General features: G+C 69.5%; 18 protein-coding genes. 5 read left to right on the plus strand and 13 right to left on the minus strand.

The genetic code is table 11. From position 1 onward, the window contains the following. From OC439_RS27725 to OC439_RS27765, 9 genes are all read right to left on the minus strand, one after another. Nucleotides 1-412: tetratricopeptide repeat protein (locus tag OC439_RS27725; protein ID WP_262015993.1), on the minus strand; the 412-nt coding region annotated here is incomplete at its 3' end. A 222-nt stretch (nt 413-634) separates the two neighbouring features. Then, the gene (locus OC439_RS27730; RefSeq protein WP_262015994.1) at nt 635-979 is read right to left on the minus strand and encodes a hypothetical protein; all 345 of its coding nucleotides are present in this window, start codon (nt 977-979) and stop codon (nt 635-637) included. Nucleotides 980-1,038: 59 nt separating this feature from the next. Continuing rightward, complete coding sequence (locus OC439_RS27735; protein WP_262015995.1) at nt 1,039-2,175, minus strand: toprim domain-containing protein; 1,137 nt, start codon at nt 2,173-2,175, stop codon at nt 1,039-1,041. Nucleotides 2,176-2,202: 27 nt separating this feature from the next. Then, complete coding sequence (locus OC439_RS27740) at nt 2,203-4,038, minus strand: type IV secretory system conjugative DNA transfer family protein (protein ID WP_262015996.1); 1,836 nt, start codon at nt 4,036-4,038, stop codon at nt 2,203-2,205. Further along, entirely contained in the window at nt 4,035-5,462 is a 1,428-nt protein-coding gene (locus tag OC439_RS27745) for a hypothetical protein (protein WP_262015997.1), read from the minus strand. Before OC439_RS27745 ends, OC439_RS27740 begins: the two co-directional genes overlap by 4 nt. Nucleotides 5,463-5,484: 22 nt before the next feature. Next, nucleotides 5,485-6,975: an SCO6880 family protein gene (locus tag OC439_RS27750; protein ID WP_262015998.1), complete on the minus strand. Its 1,491-nt coding sequence runs from the start codon at nt 6,973-6,975 to the stop codon at nt 5,485-5,487. After that, entirely contained in the window at nt 6,972-8,306 is a 1,335-nt protein-coding gene (locus tag OC439_RS27755) for a hypothetical protein (RefSeq protein WP_262015999.1), read from the minus strand. The genes OC439_RS27750 and OC439_RS27755 overlap by 4 nt, the downstream gene beginning before the upstream one ends. A gap of 91 nt (nt 8,307-8,397) precedes the next feature. Next, complete coding sequence (locus tag OC439_RS27760) at nt 8,398-8,988, minus strand: hypothetical protein (RefSeq protein ID WP_262016000.1); 591 nt, start codon at nt 8,986-8,988, stop codon at nt 8,398-8,400. Nucleotides 8,989-9,147: 159 nt separating this feature from the next. Continuing rightward, nucleotides 9,148-9,348, minus strand: a complete 201-nt coding sequence (locus tag OC439_RS27765) for a hypothetical protein (RefSeq protein WP_227457385.1) — start codon at nt 9,346-9,348, stop codon at nt 9,148-9,150. 259 nt (nt 9,349-9,607) lie between these two features. Between OC439_RS27765 and OC439_RS27770 the strand changes: the two genes are divergently transcribed. Together OC439_RS27770 and OC439_RS27775 are read left to right on the plus strand one after the other, a co-directional pair. Further along, a complete protein-coding gene (locus tag OC439_RS27770) occupies nt 9,608-10,189 on the plus strand; it encodes a hypothetical protein (protein ID WP_262016001.1) in 582 nt (193 codons plus the stop codon). 20 nt (nt 10,190-10,209) lie between these two features. Then, nucleotides 10,210-11,235, plus strand: a complete 1,026-nt coding sequence (locus OC439_RS27775; protein WP_262016002.1) for a C40 family peptidase — start codon at nt 10,210-10,212, stop codon at nt 11,233-11,235. Nucleotides 11,236-12,636: 1,401 nt separating this feature from the next. Here OC439_RS27775 and OC439_RS27780 read toward each other — a convergent pair. From OC439_RS27780 to OC439_RS27795, 4 genes are all read right to left on the minus strand, one after another. Continuing rightward, nucleotides 12,637-13,524, minus strand: a complete 888-nt coding sequence (locus OC439_RS27780; RefSeq protein ID WP_262016003.1) for an oxygenase MpaB family protein — start codon at nt 13,522-13,524, stop codon at nt 12,637-12,639. After that, the gene (locus OC439_RS27785) at nt 13,521-14,759 is read right to left on the minus strand and encodes an MAB_1171c family putative transporter (protein WP_262016004.1); all 1,239 of its coding nucleotides are present in this window, start codon (nt 14,757-14,759) and stop codon (nt 13,521-13,523) included. The genes OC439_RS27780 and OC439_RS27785 overlap by 4 nt, the downstream gene beginning before the upstream one ends. A 5-nt stretch (nt 14,760-14,764) precedes the next feature. After that, on the minus strand, nt 14,765-15,241 hold the full coding sequence (locus tag OC439_RS27790) for an ImmA/IrrE family metallo-endopeptidase (RefSeq protein ID WP_315985954.1): 477 nt from the start codon (nt 15,239-15,241) through the stop codon (nt 14,765-14,767). Between the two features lie 98 nt (nt 15,242-15,339). After that, the gene (locus OC439_RS27795) at nt 15,340-15,861 is read right to left on the minus strand and encodes a hypothetical protein (protein ID WP_262016006.1); all 522 of its coding nucleotides are present in this window, start codon (nt 15,859-15,861) and stop codon (nt 15,340-15,342) included. A gap of 396 nt (nt 15,862-16,257) precedes the next feature. Here OC439_RS27795 and OC439_RS27800 point away from each other — a divergent pair, with 396 nt between their 5' ends. Genes OC439_RS27800 through OC439_RS27810 form a run of 3 tightly spaced genes read left to right on the plus strand, consistent with a single transcriptional unit; the run spans nt 16,258 to nt 18,388 of the window. Next, on the plus strand, nt 16,258-16,845 hold the full coding sequence (locus OC439_RS27800) for a hypothetical protein (RefSeq protein WP_262016007.1): 588 nt from the start codon (nt 16,258-16,260) through the stop codon (nt 16,843-16,845). Then, nucleotides 16,839-17,711, plus strand: a complete 873-nt coding sequence (locus tag OC439_RS27805) for a hypothetical protein (RefSeq protein WP_262016008.1) — start codon at nt 16,839-16,841, stop codon at nt 17,709-17,711. Before OC439_RS27800 ends, OC439_RS27805 begins: the two co-directional genes overlap by 7 nt. Next, nucleotides 17,708-18,388 carry an SAF domain-containing protein gene (locus OC439_RS27810; protein WP_262016009.1) on the plus strand — a complete coding sequence of 227 codons (681 nt, stop codon included), beginning with the start codon at nt 17,708-17,710 and terminating at the stop codon, nt 18,386-18,388. Before OC439_RS27805 ends, OC439_RS27810 begins: the two co-directional genes overlap by 4 nt.

The following is an 18,388-nucleotide window of genomic DNA, read 5'->3' on the forward strand; positions in this document are numbered from 1 at the left end:
TGCCGATGTTGGTGAGGGTGGTGGCTTCGCCGGCGCGGTTGCCGACGTCGCGTTGGATGGGTAGGGCTTGCTGGTAGTAGGTCAGGGCCTGCTGCCGGTCCCCCAGGCCGTCGTACACGAGGCCGATGTTGGTGAGGGTGGCGGCTTCGTTGCCGCGATGGCCGGCCTCGCGATACAGAGTCAGGGCCTGCTGGTAGTCGGCCAGAGCCTGCCGGGGTTGCCCCGTGGAGGATCGGGCCCAGCCCCGGTCGTAGAAGGCGCCGGCATCCGGGCCCAAGGTCAGGGTCGCGCTCGCGAGGGCCGCGACGTCGGCGAACCGGGAAGTGCGCAGCCACACCCGAGCCACCAGCCGCCCGACGTCTCGGGCGATGACCGGTTCCCGACCGGCCACCGCCAGCCGGTGCACCTCCACCGCCTGGGCGACCCTGACAGCAGGCCCACCGCGAACCAGAGGTTCCGGTCTCGCCGACCCTGAGCCATCCATCAAACCTGGCGCCCTCCTGCCTCGGATCCGCAATCCTGCGACATCGCACAGTCTCCGAACGGCACCTACCCCTGCTTCGGCACCGAGGCCGCTTCCGTCAACCGCTGCACCGTGCCAGACACTGAGTCCCGACCCCCTAACGCCGCCTGCTCATACAGCAATCACCTGCAACAGCGGCGATGTGGGCTCCGACCCGACCACCGACACCGACGTCTCCTCGACCAGCACCTCGACCCCGCCGAACCGCACCGAGACCACGAACGCCGCACCATCACCCATAGGCAAACGCACCCTGACACACCGCGTCATCATCAACAACCGCGAACCCGACAGCCAGCCCAGCACGCACAGCCCACCACCACACACCGAACGGACACCACACCCCGAACGACCACCGCCGCTCGCCCACAAGATCAGATGCACGCTATCGGCGGCAGGAGTGGTCGTGGGTGGACGCTCCGTCCGGACATCCAGGTTCACTACCCGTCCGGTCACCCGGCCACCGTCGTGATGGAAAGCGATCAGGCGACGTGCGTGGCCCGTGTGAGCAGGTGTCACCAGACTTCTGCGGCTGTGCCGAGGCGGAATGAGAGGCCATACAGCGATTCTTCGAGGTGCGTGAGCGCGGCGATTGCGACGGTGTCTGCCTCGGCACCAGTGAGGGCAACGATGCGTCGTCCGACTCGGACCGCCTCGTCCGGATTCGCCGCCTCGTACATCAGTGGCACCAAGGCGCGTACCCCAGCGCACCTGCCATCGATGTCCTCTAGCAGGCGTGGATGCCGCTCGACGAGCCGGGCCAGACGGTGATCCAGCACTGCGTCGAGCATCGGCCTTGCTCGTCGCTGCAACGCGGCCCGTAATTGGGCGCTCCCGTGCGGCCGTCGCAGCAGGTCCGCTGGGTCAGCGCCGGCAGCGAACTCAGCCACCAATAACGGCCCGGGTGGCCGTGGCTGCCGGAGCATCTGCCAGGCTCGGTCCACTGCGTCACGACCGGGCGGATCCGCATCGAACGCGGCAACAATCCCGTCTGCGGCGCCAGGCAGCTCTCGCAACATCCCGGCTTGGTGGTCCGTCAGCACGGTGCCGCCAGGCGCGAGGGCCACGGTTCCGGGTCGGCCAGACTTCGCGTAGGACAGCCACACTGCGAGGACATCCACAGGCCCTTCCACCAGGACCGGCGTCCACCGCGCATCGAGGCGGTCCTGCTGCTCCATCATCCCGAACAGTAGTCGTCCCTTGTCGTAGATCGCAGACTTAGGACTGTTGATGTACTTGGGCACACCGTCACCGGCGCCAGGGCCGGCGCGTCCCAGGAACGCCACCGCGTGCCCAGCTGGATCGCGCACCGGAAACACGATCCGGTCCCGAAACACGTCGACGAGCCGCCCCGATCGAGTGCCAGTCGACAGACCCGCACCGAGCAGTTCATCGTCGCTGAAGCCCACTGAACGCAGGTGGCGCGCCAGCGAACTCCAGCCGGGCGGCGCATACCCGACTCGCCATGGCCACTCCCGGTCAACGAGAACACCGAGACCGCGACCGGCGAGATACGCGCGAGGACCGTCAGCGCCGGCGAGCTGGTCGCGGTAGTACGACACGGCCGCTTCGACGGCCGCGATCAGCCGTCCGGGATCGAGCCCGAAGCCGCGTGTCGCAGAGGACGGGGGAGTGAGTCGAGGTTCGCCCATCGACTACCTCCGATGTCCAAGCTAGCTTCAGCGGTCCCACCCCCGCCAGGAGCGTTGCGCCATCCGAACCCGCCGTGCGGCGCGCGTGCGCTCCGCATGACGGGTCATCTCGGCCGTGGAAGCGGCGACGGCGCTGGTCAGCCGATCGGCGCTCGGCTCGTCGTACCATGGCAGCAGGTTGAGCATGGCCACCTTGACTCCGGTGGCGAACAGCAGCGCGGTGCCCTTCGGCAACGCCCGGATCCGTGCGGCGTCGAGGATCCGCTGCCGACGCACCGACGTCTGGTACGAACTGCGGCCCTGTCCGTCACGGCTGCGGGAGGCGACGGTGACGTCGTGTTCGCCGACGAGGCGGGACAGGTCTTCGGCGAAGCGTGCGTCGTCGATGCCGGCACCGACCAGCTTGACCGTGGCTGCGGACCACAGAGCATCCATGCCGTGTTCGCCCCAGACCCGGATGCCTTGGCGGTAGGACTGCAGGATGGTCAGCGGGATGATGCCGCGGCTGCCGAAGTGGCTGTACAGCTCCGGCAGGTCTCTGATTTTGCAGATGTTCGCGGCCTCGTCGAGGCAGGCGACGAGCGGTGGATCGAGCCGACCACCGTGCGCCTCGGCGACGGTGACCGCGGCGCGCAGCACCTGGTCTGTCAGCCCAGCGACGAGGGGTGCCGCCGCACCTGCGCCATCCTTGGACAGCAGGTAGAGCGTGTCGGTGCTCTCGACGATCGCCTCGACGTCGAGCGCAGGCAATGGCAGATCAGGTGGGGTGACCCAGGCCATGATGGTGGGATTGGCGAGGCATGCGGCGGCGGTGCGGGCGGTCTCGTAGAGCCCTTCTCGGGTCTCAGGAGCGCCGGCTTGCCGGCCGGACATGGCGCGGGCGGAGGCGCCGAAGCCATGGCTCTTGAGGATCGTGGCCGGCTCGCGAGAGGTGGAGTCCGACAGCCACGCCTGCACCGATGTCAGGGTTCGGCCCTCGATGGCGGCGGCGAGGATCAGCGAGGTGAGCAGGTCCAACGCGCCCTGGATCCAGAAGTCGTCGCTGCCGTGGGAGTTGCGTACCTGTTGGACGAAGTGGTTGGCCAGTCGGTGGGCGTCCTCGACGTCCTCTACGGCGGCGAGGGGGTTCCACCACCAGCTCTGCGGCACGTGGGCGATGGCCTGCGGGTCGAACACCCACACCCTGCCGTGCTCGGCGCGTGCGGTGGCGGTGGTGGCCCACAGGTCGGGTTTGTTGCTGGTGGCGAGTGCCGCCCCGGGCGCGTTGAGGATCGATTGCACGGCCAGTGCGGTGGTCTTTCCGGCGCGCGGTGCCATCACTGCGAGGATGACGTCTTCCCAGGTGGAGTAAAGCCGAGGTCTCGAGCCGCGCCGCCGTCGGTGCGCGCCGAGCACGACCCCGGCCGCCTCGGCCGGGATCTCCTTCGCCGGCACGTCGGCCAGCCCACGCCGCAGGCGGCGGGCCTTGGCGGCGACCGCCGGCAGCGTCATCGCCCGAACCTCGGTCACGCCGGCCAGCGACGGCAGCGGATCCTCCGCGTCGGGCTTGCGCCCCTGCCACCACATCGCCGCGACGGTAACCACACCGACCAGCACCAGCAGCAGCGCCGCGTAGACGACGCCGACCGCGGTGAGCGAGACCCCGGGCCACAGCGCAGCCCAGTCAGCACGCAGCAGGTGCTCCAGGTACGTGGACCCGAAGCCCATGTCAGCGCCAGGCTGCCCGGTCATGGTGGCGGCGATCTGCCCTGCCAGCCAGGACAGCCACATCAGCGCGATCACCGCCCACGCCAGGCCGAGCAGCATGAGCGGGGTGAGCGGGCCGCCGGCGGTGCCGCGGGGCTCGACCGGTCGGGTGCTCATGGCTGCACCTGCCGGATCGCCGCGTCGGTGTCGTAGAGCTCCCATTCCTCGCCGACGAGGGTCAGCGACACCGGCAGTCCGTTGCGCTCGCCGGTCTTGATCAGATATTTGCCCCGGCCCGGGTGCACGGAGCCGGCGAACCACGCCTCGGGCGCGGCCCAGGACGCCACCAGCTCCCGCTCAGGGCCGGACAGTTTGATGACGTCGTTGACGCGGTTCAGCTCGCGTGGCGGCAGGCCGGCGAGGATTTTGATGGCGGAGCGTTCGATGAAGCCCTGTGCCTTGGCGCGGTCCTCTGGTGTGGGGAGGGCGTCGAGGTCGGCGAGGGAGTGGGTGACCATCACGCTGGCCATGCCTCGCTGCCGGTTGAGTCGGGTGAGCGCGTCGGCGTGCTCGACCAGCCCTGATGCGCCGCGCAGTGCCCGCCACAGCTCGTCCATGACGCCGAGGTACTGCCGGCGCGGTGCCAGGCCCTGGTCGGCAAGCACGGAGGCGGCGTCGACCATGCCGAAGCCGTACGCCCAGGTGCAGAGCATCGCCGCGGCGACCAACTGGTCGCCGGCGGCGGCGACCTGGGAGATGTCGACGCTGACGGCCGGTGCGTCCAGGTCCAGCGCTTGGGTGGTCGGGCCGTCGAAGACCCCGCGCAGGCTGCCCTCGCACAGTAGCGCCAGCGTGGGCACGAGCTGGTCGACGCGGCGGCGGTACTCGCCGTCGGTGCGTGCCCGGGCCGCGGTCTGCAGTTCGTCGGCGCCGGCTTCGACCAGGCTGAGCACGTCGGTCACCGTCGGGTCGCGGTCGAGACGATCGGCGAGTACGTCGATAGCACGGCCGAGGATGACCTCTTCGGTGTTGTTTAGCGCCTGTCCGCGTACGAGGGCGCACAGCGCGAGCAGCAGTGACATGCGCCGGCCGCGGATCTCCAGCCGCAGCTGTCGGGCGTCGGCGCTGCCCATGCGGGCCAGTGCGCTGCCCAGCGGGCCGGAGTCCAGGGGGTTGAGCCGGTCCAGGCCGCGTCCGACCCGGATAACCTGCCCGCCGAGGTGCTCGACGAGCCGGGTGTAGTCAGGCTTGGTGTCGCCGAGGATCAGCGCGCTGGTGCCGAACCCGGTCATGCCGGTGATGAGCCGTTTGACCACGGTGGACTTCCCGACGCCGGGCTGCCCGAGGACGAATACACCGGGATTGGTGATGAGGCCTTCGCGGAGCCATTCGAGGGGGTCGAGGCAGACGACCTCGCCCCACAGCATGTGCCGTCCGATCGGCACTCCGATGGTGGGCGCCCCGGAGCCGGCGACGAAGGGGAACAGCCCGCATAGCTGGACGGTGGTGCCCTGGTACTCCATGCCCGGGGCGATGTGGCTCGCCCGGCCGGCGCCGGGCGCTCGCACGCCCCAGGCCGGGGCGGTAACGGTGCTCTGCATCGAGTTTCTCCTGGTGGTGAGGTCAGTGGGGCCAGTGGCGGGCCAGCTGCGGTGGGCACACGCCGCAGGGCAGGGTGGTGGCGAAGCCGGCGGCCTGGCTGGCGCGCAGCCGCCGTAGCCGGATCTTGGCCACGTCGGCGCGGGACTCGACGTCGGCTACGGCCCGCCCCAGATCCTCGGCGGAGACCACGGTGGTGGTGACGAACAGCGACATCAGCCCCACCCCGGAGCCGGTCGCCTCCTCGCGTGCGGTCTGCAGGGCCCGTTCCCGGTCGGCGTGGTCGCGGGCGGACTCGTCGCGCTTCTGCGCCTGGTGGTACGCCGCCCGGAACGCCGCGGCGTTGACCTCGCTCTCGACGATCCGCGCGGCCTCCCCGGCGGGGAAGGGCCGGTAGAGCAGCGACACCCGCTTCGGATACGGGCCGGGGGCGAGTAGCCGGGCGAGGACGTCGGCGTGCACGTGCTGACGTGGCGCCTCGTGCCACGCCCACGACACGGACGTTCCGGAGTCGTGGACGTACCGGTCGAGGTGCTCCTCGGCCATCACGGGTCCGGCGCTGTCCCAGTCCACCCACCGGCCCAGATCGAGCCCGGGCGTCGCCGCAAGCCGCGCGACGTCGCCGCGGGCGGCCGGGTCGAACGCCGTACGCACGATGGCCGAGATGGTGTCGGCGCTGGCGCGGTCGAGCACGGTCAGGCCGCAGCTGCCCACGGAGTCCTGCAGACCCGGCAGGGTGCGGCTGATCTCGTCCAGGGCCTCGTCGAGGTTCTTGGGCTTGCTGGGGGAGGAGCCGGGCTTGAACGTCACCGACACCCGGGTCTCCACGTCGGCGGCAGCCGCCGGGGACACCTCCACCAGCCGCTGCAGCACCCGCCGAGCCGACGCCGGCCCGTGCGGCACGATCCGACGGCTGACATGGTCAGCCAACCGGGAGCCCGGGTCCGGTGCGGTGTCCACGGTGACCGCGACGTGGTCGACGATCGGCAGATAGCCCAGGTTCGCCAGCCAGCCGCCCCAGTTGGCCACCCACGCCGCGCTCGCGTCCGGGTCGGCCAGCCAGGTCGAGGTAGCCGCGCAGCGCAGCGTCACCGTCATGGTGCCCAGCCGCTGGTTGTAGACCACCGCGTACCCGCCGCCGCTCTCGTCGGCGACGGTCAGCAAGGTGGTGGGCGCCAGCACGCCCGGCAGCTGCCAGGCGTGCTCGCCGGCCACCATCACCCCGGAGCGGTACGAGGTGTAGCCGCGGCTGGTGCCGACCAGCCACCGCAGCCGCTGGGCGATCACGGCCGACAGCGGCACCCCGTCCCACCGCAGCACCAGCAGTGCTACCAGCAGCGCACACGGGCCGGCGGTAACGGCCACCGCCCGCAGCCCGAGCGAGCCAGAGACGATCAACGCGGTGATCGCTACGAGCACCGTGAACGTCTGCATCGGCCCGAGGCCGAACAAACCCATGCCGCGAGCGCGCCGCCAGCCGCCGTACGTGCGTACCTGCGCTTGATCGCTGCTCACGACGGCGAGCTCCCGTCTCGCATCGCGGAGCCGGCGGTGTTCGCAGCGCCCTTTGCCACTGCGGTCCCGGCCTGAGCGGCCAGCACGGTGCCGATGACCACTGGTGCCGCCGGCCCGGTCGCCGCTCCCGCCGCACCGGCTCCGGCCATCCCCCCGGTAGCTGCGCTACCACTGACGGTAGCGGTAGTGCCGCTACTGGCCGGCCCTGTGGCTGCGGACGTTGCCGGCCCGGTCGAGCTGCCGGTGACGGTGCCGTCCATGACCTTCGGCGCGCTACCGCTCGTACCTCCGGGGCCACTCGTGGGTGCGGGTGCCGAGGGGACCGTTGCCGCCCCGCTCGGACCGCTGCCTCCACCGCTACCAGGTCCCCGCGAGTCGAGGTAGCGGGCGTGGTCGCCGGCGTTGTGGCCACCGACCGCACCGCGCACCGACGATGCGGCGTGTAGGCCGGCTGCCGCGCCGGCGCCGGCCATGCCGAGGCCACCGCCCGCGGACGCGACGCCACCGGTGAAGGTCGTGAAGAACTTCATCAGCGCGGGTAGGGCGATCACGGACAAGGCGAGCATGCCGAGGCCCATCAGCCAGTCGCGCCCGTTGCCGCGCATCATCACGAACGAGGTGGCGTATACCGACACGGCTGCTGGCTTGTACAGCGCGAGCGCCAGCGACCAGCCGAGGGTCTTGTTCAGCCACTGGCTCGTGCCCCGGCTGACGGATCCGGCCGCGGCCAGTTGCAGCAGCCCGGCCAGGATGACCACCGAGCCTTCGCGGAAGACCATCAGGATGGTCTGCACGACGGCGGCGAGTATGACCACGATGCCGACGAGGATCATCACGAACGGCGCGACCGCCGCGCCGGGGAGCAACACCCCTCCGAGCGCCGTGGTCATCGCCTCGTTGGGCGGCTTGTTGGAATCCTTGAAGATCGCCTCGTTGAGCAGCCACATGGAGTAGCTGTCCCCGGCCTTGAGGACCAGGTGGGTACCGGCGACGCCGATGCTGCCCCACAGCGCGGTGTTCCAGACGCCGCGTACGGCCTGCAGAAGCGGCTCGCCCCGGCGGCTGACGACGATCGTGATGCCCTGCCAGACCAGACCACCGACCAGAACCAGGACCGTCAGCGGCAGCATGAATCCGCGCAGCTGCTGCGCCGGGCCACCGGCCGAGTTGCATTGGGCCATCCAGTCGGAGGCCCATCGCCCTGGATCCGAGCCATTGGTAGGGCACAGATTGTTCGACGGGATCAACGTCCAGCTGGTCAGCAGGCCGGCGACCCACTCGATCCCCTCCCGGACCGCGTTGGCCAGCCCGTCGAGGACCGCGCCGACCATCGAGTCGCGGACCGCGGCACCCGGGTTGACACCGCCGACAATGACGCCGGAGCAGGTGGCGGGCAGGAACGGATTGCAGAGCGGCATCAGGTCACCCACCTACGCGGAAGGGAAGGAACGTCGCGGCATCGGCGTCCGACGCCGCCATCACGGTCTGCTCGAACGTCCCGCCGGCGGGCGCCAGCAGCGCCCAGTCGGAGCCGATCCACCGCACGCGCACCTCGGCGACCACCAGCAGGGGTACGCCGTTGGCGCCCGGCGCCCCAGTCAGCAGCCGCACGGCCGCCTCGTCATCCCGGTAGCTGACGATCCGGTAGCCCCGCAGGATGGCGTTCAAGCGTCCGAGAGGTTGCCCGTCCAGTTGTGCACGCAGCTCGTCGTACGCCTGCGCGACCTGGACTCGCATCGCGGCCGCATGCGGCCCGACCACCTGGTCGCGCAGCGTCGGTCCGAAGACGGCCGGGCCGACCTGCGGGTTGATGCGTACGACGATGTGCACGGCGGCGAGCAGCGCGCCGACCTGGTCGTGCGCGAACCCGCGCGCCTGCCCTCCGTTGGTGATGCGAGGACCGGAACGGCTCGACACGGGCACCGAGACACCGGCGACGTCGACCCACTCGAGATCGGTGAGCCTCTGCGTCTCGCTACCGGGGGTCGCGCCGGTGACGGCGAAGGTCGACATCGCGCGACCCGGGGGTGAGTCGGCAGGCCGGCTCGGGGCCGTGGTGGCGACAACGGCGGCGCCCACGGCAGCGCTGAGTGCCACCGCGGTCGGGCAGATGGTGGTGAGCCGGCGGCGCATGGCGCGGCGGGCGCGGTCGATGACGTCGTAGGTCATGGCTCAGCCCGGGATAACCGTGCCGACTACGACCGCGGCGACCGCCCCGCACGTCAACCCCGCCAGCACCCACGGGATGCCGGCGGCGCCGTCGGCAGCGAATGCCGACCGGTTGCGTCGACCGACGGCCATCATGATCCCGCAGATGAGCAGGCCACCGACGCCCGCCACGATGAGGATCCACTTCATCCAGCCGATGAACATGTTGCCGGCGCTCTCCAGACCCGGGGGAGGGAGAGGAGCCGGAGTCGGAGCGGCCAACAGCTCGGCCGCGGCGCCGGCGAGGTGGTGAGCAAGCACAGCAATCTCCTGACGGTCAGGACACCCGGGCGGGCGTCTGCCACGGACCCTGGCTAGGAGCTGCTGACGGCAGAGTTGATGCCGGAGTGGCCTTCTCCGCTACCGCTGCTGCTTGCAGCCGACGGCAGCGGTAACGGCCCCGACGGCCCGACAGGGTCGTGCCATGAATGCGCCACAACGAGTCGCGGCGGAAGTGATCATGGCGCTGGCCGTTACCGGCTGCGCTGCCAAGACCGAGCCGACACCGCCCGAACCGAGCGCTGGCGGCTCGTCCGTTCCCGTGCCGGCCATCGTGGCTGTCCCGGTGCCGCCGCCCACGCAGCCCGGCTTCTGGTATGTAGACCCGGGCCAGGTGTGCCAACGGTTCGTAATGTCCGTCTACAGCGCCGACACCCGCCGCGACGCGCGACCGGGCGACGCCTATCGGCGGGCCATGCGATTCGCCAGCGGCACCCTGGTCGGCCAGAGCGCCGCAGCCGACCATGACGGCCGTTGGACGACCTGGACCGCTCACCGCGCCTACATCCAGGCCCTCGTGACGCCCTTCGCCGACGTGCCACCGGCGGCCGAGGGCGGGATCACCGCTCGGCGGGCCTGCCAGGTGAATGCGACCCAGGTGGGAGAACGTGGCTGGCGCGGTCGGACCGAACACAGCGTCGTCTACTGCGCCCTGCGCCGCGGCGGCGCTGTCGGTCCAGGCTGGCGAGTCACCAGCTACGAGATCCGCCTGGCCGGCCTGCGATGACCCGCCGTTGGCTGATCATTGTGGGCGGACTCGTCGTTGTTGTGCTGGCGTCGATGGCGCTGGTCGTAATGGTCCCAGTCTCGATCCTGAACGCAGACCCCGCAATGGCCTGCACCATCAGCCCACCCAGCACCTCGCCCGATGCGACAGCCACGCCGCCGGTCTGGCCCGAGCAGGGCTCGTGGACCTCCGAGCAGGTCGCCAATGCCGCCGCCATCGTCGCCGTCGGCGCTGAGCTGAATGTGCCGCGCTACGGCTGGGAAATCGCCGTCGCCACCGCGATGCAGGAATCCACCCTGCGTAACCTCGGCCACCTCGGCGCGGACAACGACCACGACTCACTCGGCCTGTTCCAGCAGCGTCCCAGCCAGGGCTGGGGGACACCCGAGCAGATCCTGAATCCGCGATACGCCAGCCGGAAGTTCTACGAGCGCCTGCTCGACATCGACGGCTGGCAGACCATGCCCCTCACCCAGGCTGCGCAAGCGGTGCAGCGTTCGGCGTTTCCCGATGCGTACGCGAGGTGGCAGTCAGAGGCCGAGCAACTGGTGGCGGCGATCAGCGACGGCCTGGACATCGTCTGTACCAGTGACGGCGGTGACGGGATGCCGCCGGTGGACGACGAGGGCCTGCCGGAGGGCTTCATGCTGCCGGCGGACCCGCAGCTTCGGGCCGTTGTCGCGTTCGCGCTGGCCCAGCGAGGCAAGCCGTACGTCTGGGGCACCGAAGGACCCGACAGCTATGACTGCTCGTGTCTGATGATGGCCGCCTGGGCCAAGGGCGGTGTACGGATCCCTCGGGTGACCGCAGACCAGGTGCACATCGGCGTTGCTGTTCCATCGCTGGCGGCTATGCAGCCCGGTGATCTGATCTTCATCCCGGGCTCGGATGGCACGATGTCCCGGCCTGGTCACGTCGGCATGTACATCGGGACCGATCAAAGGGGCACGCAATACCTCATCCAAGCCCCGGGGACCGGCGACCGAATAAAGATCATCGCGGTTCAGATCTGGACTAGACAGGTGGCGGCAGTCCGCAGGCCTTAGCGCTGTAGAACCTTAACAACTTCGCCAAGGGCTGGAAGGCATGAGGTCTGTACGGAGAAGGCGGCGCGTGTGTCGCCCTGTGGCCGCTCCACGCTGGTCCTGCAAGACGTCAGATGGCTGGCGCGGCGAGCGGAGAGTCCGGGGCCGCCACAAACGAAAAGGGGAGTGGTTGAGGCTCACAGTCCAGCAGCCGCGACTGTCCGCGTCCAAGCGACACGGCGCAGTAAAGGCCACGCCGTGGCCCGCACGAGGGTTGCGGCGGGAACGCGGTCGCGTCATTGCGCCTCCGCCTATGCCCTCAATGACTCCAGGACGGTCTGGCTTCGTGGGCGCGTAGCGGTTCGTGGGTAGGTGCTCAAGGCTAGCCAGATGTCTGTCGACTCAGCCAAGCCGAGCAGAGAGCCTGCGGATCCCCTAGCGCCCGTACGAGCCGTCAAGGTCCGCTTAACGTCGCGCGTCAGGAGGCGACACCGATCCACTGTAGGGCGGATCAGAGACAGACGGAGGGCAGCAGTGTGCCGTCCGTCTGGCAGCCCAATGACCGACCGAGCAATCAGGGCTGTGTCATCGCCCTCGTAGGCAGTTCGTTTGGCGATTGCGTTGCTATCCAGGATTACAGCGGCTGCTGCCGGGTCCTTCGCGTTAGGTGCTACGGCCGTCAGCGGTCCACTAAATCTATCGATGCTCTCGCGTTTGCGCAGGTCAGAGGCTGTGTGTCGGCTGATGATGTCGTGTCGGTGATAGTGGTTGTCCTCGCCGTCGTTTGGTGATGGCGTCGCGAATCCCGGGTCGTTGCGGCGGCTGCTGGGTCTTTGGTGTTAGCGCTACTGCCGTTGGCGGCATATTGGCAATCCATCGAGCTTCTTGCATACAAGCAGCTCAGGGGCTATCCTTCGGCTGTTGGCGGGTCGGGTTCGCGACTGCTGGTTGCCCGCCTGCGTGATGCAGCGCAATGACGTGCTGTAGACTCGTCTACAGCTTCCAAAACAAAGGAGGGGCGCCGCCGAAGCGACGCCCCTGGTGGGGAAGTTACCGCCTGCGCGAGTTGCAGCTCGCTGCAAGCAACAAGATCAGCAGGATGAGGAGTCCGATCGGTAGATCGGGCTCCTCGCTGCTGGCAAGCGACTGCAGAGCAGACGCTGCCTCGCAGAGGAGAAGGAACTCGGCAAGCCGGTTCCCATCCCCGGGAGGATCTTGTTCCCCGCGTGGTTCGTTCATCGCAGGCCTCTCGCTCGGGTACCTCTCTACGGGTTCGCAGAGGGACCTGGACCCTGCGGGTCGCCGAGGTCGGTACGCCGAGTAATCGGACGATGAACTACACGGGTGACATCCTACGCGACGCAGGGGGCGGGTTACGAACCGGGCTCAGTCGGCTGAATTGATCTTCACGAGCTAGTCGACTTATCGGTTTTTGCGGCTTTTGCCCGCCCGGCTGGAGCTTGGGCCCGCCTCGGGCCCGAGCTTGCTGATCTCATACCCGTCGCAGTAGGTCTTGGTCTTGATCCCGTCGGCGAACAACGATGCCTTCGGCGGGGCCCCGAACGACCGCTGCAGCCGGGCCCGCAGCTTGAGCGCCACGTGCAGGCCGGCCCGGATCGGTCTTGCCGGTGCGTCAACCCGGGTCGCGCGCCGCAGCCGATCGTCGTACATGGCACTGACCAGCCCGTCGCCCAGCGGCGCGAGAAGCCGGGGGATCCGGCCGAGCAGCAGCGACCGGGTCGCGCGCTCGATGGCGGCAGCGTCGTCGTTGGGCGTCAGGTGCACAGCGTCGTACGCGTCGAACCAGACCTCGAGCTCCTCGAACGAGCCGGGGATGTCGCTGATCCCCATCCGCCGGCCTAGCTCCCGATAGAACCGGTACGTCGCCCGCCGTTCGTGGCAGCACGGCCGACGCCAGCCGTACCGCTGAAGCCAGCGCGTGGGGATGATGACCAGGCAGCCAAGGACGTATAGGTAGTCCTCATTGGGGATGTCGTAAGGGCGGTGAATCTGGTTGACCCGGCGCAGCGCGTCCCGGCCGCGTGGCTGGTCGAAGCCGTTGAGCACCATCTCGTACATCAGCAGGCCGGTGTCGTCGATGCGCTTCTGCGTGCGCTCGGTCAGCTCGCCGGTGGCGGTGTGCACCGCGGCGATGGCCGGGATGGAGAACGACCGGTTGAACGCGAGGTTCAGCCCGAGCTTCATGTCCCAGGGGAACTCCAGCCGCAGCATGGTCTGGTAAATCTCCAGCCAGTCGCGCTCGGGGTCCAGCGTGCGGATGCGGGCCAGGTTGGCGTAGCGCTTTCTCATCGTGCTGCATCTCCAACCCGGGGGTTCGCGGCATCCTGGGCGACCGCGAGCCGGGCCGCGACGAGCGTCCGGGCCACCACGGGGGATCGGGTGTAGGCGGTGGTGACCTGGGCCAGCCATCCGATCTCGCCGGCGTAGCCGCCTTCCGGGCGGTACAGCTCGTCGGCCGGCTGGGGGACCGCGGCCATGAGTCCGGCCCGGTGGCGGCGCAGGGCGCAGGCAAGGTGGGCCGCCTCGACGTTGGCTCGCTGCTCGTCAGCACTCATGCCGGCCTGCTCGGCGAACTGCTCGGCCAGCTCCGTCACCTTGACGTCCATGTACGGGCGAAGGGCCAGGCGGCTGTCGCGGATCTCGGCCACCCGGCGGGTCAGGGCGTAATCGATGTCGCGGGCGGCGCCGAGCGGTCGGCGCAGGCTGGGGTCGAGTTCGAGCTCCGGCAGGGCGGCGACGAGGTCGCGCCAGAGCGGTTCGAGCTGCCGGTACGAGCGGTAGTCGTCCCAGCGCCGGGTGATGGTGAAGATCGGGCCCCATGCCGGCATGGTGAGACCGATCATCATGAGCAGCGCGCCGATGGCGACAAGGACGGCGGCGATCTCCCGTTCGCCAGCCGGCTGGTAGCCGAACCAGTAGGCGATGAGGTAGACGATCTTGTTGGTGCTGTAGAGCAGCGCGAAGGCGGCGCCGACGGCGGTGAGGCGGAGACCGCGACGCAGCCACGGCCGCCCGCAGATGCGAGCGAATCGCCAGCACAGCCGGGCGATGTCGGTGCAGTAGGCGAAGAAGCCGACCAGCATGAAGATCAGCAGGTACGCGGTGACGGCGGGATCCCGCGCGTACTCGACGGTCAGGCGCACCGGCTTGTCGTAGGTGAGCGTGCAGGTGAACAGGGCGACCATGGCGAGGAAGGCGCTGCCGGTGACCCATACCCAGATCCGGCTGCGGGCTGCTGCCTTCGCCGGCGGTAGGGACAGGTGAAGGAGCATGTTCTCGGCGCTCGCGGCGATCGTCATGGCACAGCCGTGGGACATCACCTTGGCTAGGTTCGGTAGCCCGGACGCGTCGTCGATGCCGGCCGCGATGGGTGGGATGGCGAGCGTGATGCCGGCGGCGAAGGCGCCGAGCGCCACGCAGATCGCGCCGCGGACCTGACTCGGCTGCCGTCGCTGGAGCCGCAGCATGTAACCGAAGGCGAACCAGCCGGCGACCGCGCACACGGCGTACAGGATGGTGTCCATCTCGTCTACCAGTCGGGGTGTTCCAGCGAGTGCCGGAGTCGGCCGTACAACTCGGTGTGTCGGCTGTCCAGCGGCGAGTCGGGTTCGACGACGCGGCCGGCGCGTGCCCGGCGCAGCAGCAGTGAGCCGATCATCTCGGCCTCGCGTTCCTCGGCGGCTGCGTAGTTGCTCCGGCCGAGGCTGCGCTGGACCAGTTGCGGGTCCAGGTCGGGCAGGAGCAGTCGGGAGGCTTCCGGGTCCAGGATCTCGGTCGTCTGGTGGCCGGCGAGCAGATGCCCCAGCTCGTGACCGATGATCAGCAGTTGATGCAGGGGAGAGGTGTCCTGCTCGAAGAAGATGGCGTCGAAGTCGCCGGTCGGTACGCACATGCCGCAGACGGTGAGGGCGGGGAGCCGGATCGGCACCAGATGGATGGGTCGGCCACGCCGCTCTCCGAGCAGGTCGCACAGCCGCTGGATGTCGAACGGCTTCGGTATCTCCACCTCCGCGGCTATCTGCTCGCAGCGTTTGCGTAGACGGTGTAAGTCCACGTCAGGGTTCCCCCGCTCATCGGCGTACTGCCACCGAAGGATCAACACGGCTATCTGCGACCGTCTGGCGCGGTGTTGGTCTCGTCCGGGCCGGCCGCTTCGGCGACGGCGCGCAGACGGGCGACCATCTGCTCGATGAGCTGCGTGTCCCGCGCTGACAATCCGTTGTCGGCGAGTACCTGGCGCAGCGCCACCTGCTTGACGTCCATCCGACGCAGCTCGCTGAGCAGCGTGATCTGTTCCTGTATCCGTCGTGCCGCCGCGTCGTCGACGAAGTAGCCGGAGCTCACGCCGAAGGCGGCGGCCAGAGCGCGTACGTGGGAGGTGCGGGGGTCGCTGGCCACGCCGCGGCGCAACTCTCCGATGTAGGCCGCGCTGATCGAGACGCCGGTCTCGGCCGCAGTCGCGTTGATCTTGTCGGCGATCTCCTTGTTGGTGTACCGGCGGTCGGGCTCGTCGGACTCGCCGAGTTCCTCGGGGGTCGGCCGAATCCGGTCGAACAGGTACTCCAGCCGGGCGGCCAGGGTGTCGAGGGGTGGCAGCTCCTGCTCCACATGCCGATCGTCGACCATGACTATCACCCTCCAGCGACTAAACGACAGTGTCGCAGATGCAAGCGCCAACAAAACAGATGTTGACACATGCACGGAACGTGAGCGTATGCTCGCTCCTGCTTGGAGCAACGGGCGTTGAGTCACGACGCAATCCGCTCAACACCCGTTGTGTTGGCTGGTCAAAGCGACAGTTGGCCAGCCATAAGGGGGAGTCTATCGATGTCGGGAGCGAACTTCTCCCGGCACCGACGCTCGGAGGGGGACGCTGGGCTGCTCGGACCGGTCAATGTTCCGGACCGGGCACCCCAGGGTCGGTTGCCGCGCTAGCGGCAAGGAGCCGCTCCTCCGCACCTGCCGGCAGCGTGGCCGCGACAGGAGCCCAAGCCGCGTCCGTCACCAACGGGAGGCATCACGTTGACCGCAACGGTAAGCAGGAGCCGCCGGGCTGACGTCCGCGCTACCGCCTGGCTCGCCGTCATCGTCGTTGCCGGCCTGGCCGGCTGCGGTAACGACAACCCGGACGCGACGCCGAGCCCCACGGCGTCATCGTCGTCTGCAGCGCCCTCGTCGACGGCCGGCGCCGAGAACACCGCAGCCAGTGCTGCCGCGCTGGCGGCCTACCGGAACTACGTTCGGGCCTACGTCACCGCGTCGAACAAGGGTGACTACAACGCCAAGCTCGACAGGTTCGTGGCCGACCCGGCGTTGCCGACCGTGCGCCAGGACCTGCTGATCAAGTTCCAGCAGGGACTGATCACGGAGGGCGAACCGTCCTCGACACCTGCGGTACGCAGTGTCGACACGAGCCGCCGTCCCTTCACCGCCGAGATCGAGGACTGCTTCGACACCGGCACGTGGGACGTGGTCTCCAAGAAGACCGGCAGATCGGTACGCACCGAGGGCCAGGCCACGAGGTACGTGGTGACCGCCAAGGCGGAGCTGTTCGACGACGGTCAGTGGCGCATCCGGGAGGTCAACGCCCAACGGGAACGGCCATGCTGATCCGGAGGCTCGTGGCACTGCTCCTGGCGGTCGGCGCCGGCGCGCTGCTGGCGCCCGACGTCGCACACGCCGACTACGAGCACTGCGACGCGCTGGGCAACTGCTACTGGGTGGTGGAGAAGCCGGGCACCGGAGGCGGCGGCAACGACGGCGGTGGTGACAGCGGCGGCGCCGGGCAGGGCTGCCGCTACGAGGGACGGACCGTGCCGTGCGTGGTCGACAGCTTCGGGGTGTGGGACGGGTCCTGCTACGTCAGGCGGGTTCCGCCACCACCCGGCGGTCGGACCGATGGCTACTGGAGCATCCGCACCTGTGGCGTCTACGGCGGCATCGCCTCGCAGACGACGGCCTGGTCGCCGGAGCCGCCCGCCGGCATCCTGCCCAGCTACCAGGAGCTGGCGCAGCGAGCCATCGCCCAGATGAACCTCGACGGTCCCGACATCGGGATCGCCCCGCGCACCGACGGCGCCGGCCTCGTCGGGCTGCCGATCTGGCTCTGGAACCGGGTGAGCCCGAGCACCTGGGGACCCGTCACCCGTTCGGCCGCAGTGCCGGGACGGTCGGTTACCGCCACCGCGCGGGCGCAGAAGGTCGTGTGGGACATGGGAGACGGCCAGTCCGTCACCTGCACGAAGCCCGGCACCCCGTACCAGCCCTCGTTCGGCAACAGGCGGTCGCCGGACTGCGGATACGACGGCTACCGGCAGCCGAGCAGCACCCGGCCGGGCGGCCGCTACACCGTCACGGCCACCACGACGTGGCTCGTCACCTGGAGCGGCGGGGGGGGCAACACCGGCTCCCAGTCCATCGACCTGTCCTCAACCGCCACGATCGACATCGACGAACTGCAGGTGATCACGTCATGACCAGTGCGCCGCCCAAGGCCGGCCGCACCGCCTCGTCGGTCGCTGCCCCGTATGCCGTGCCCCGCGTCGCGCCACAACGTCGGTGGCGGCCGGCGCTGGTCTGGCTGGCCGTGGCGCTGGTCGCCGCCGGCGGGCTGATCGCGGTCGCCGTGCTGCGCAAGGTCGGCACCACCGCGGAGTACCTGGCGGTGAACACCACGGTGGAGGTCGGCTCGGCCATCGAGCGGTCGGACCTGAGCACGGTGCGGATCACCGTCGACCCGGCCCTCAAGCCGATCGAGGCGAGCGCCGCCGACCAGATCGTCGGCAAGTTCGCGGCCGTCGCGCTGGTGCCCGGCACCCTGTTGACGCGGGCCCAGCTCACCGACCGAGCTGTACCCGGGGAGGGCAAGCAGCTGGTGGGCCTCAGTCTGCCGCCGGAGCGCCTGCCCGCCGATCGCGTCAAGCCCGGCGCCGCGGTGCTGCTCGTCGTGACCGCCGACAGCGGCCCAGTCCCGAACCAGCAGCCGAACGCCACCGCGCCGATCAGCATCAGCGCCACTGTCGTGGACGTGCACGCAGGCATCAGGGAAGGCACGACGCTGCTCAACGTCGCCGTGGCCGAACGCGACGGGCCGCTTATCGCCTCACGCGCGGCGGCCGGTCGGATCGTCGTCGCCCTGATCACGGGAGGCTGA

This window comes from Micromonospora sp. Mcm103 (assembly GCF_024519755.1).
GTDB lineage: Bacteria > Actinomycetota > Actinomycetes > Mycobacteriales > Micromonosporaceae > Micromonospora > Micromonospora aurantiaca.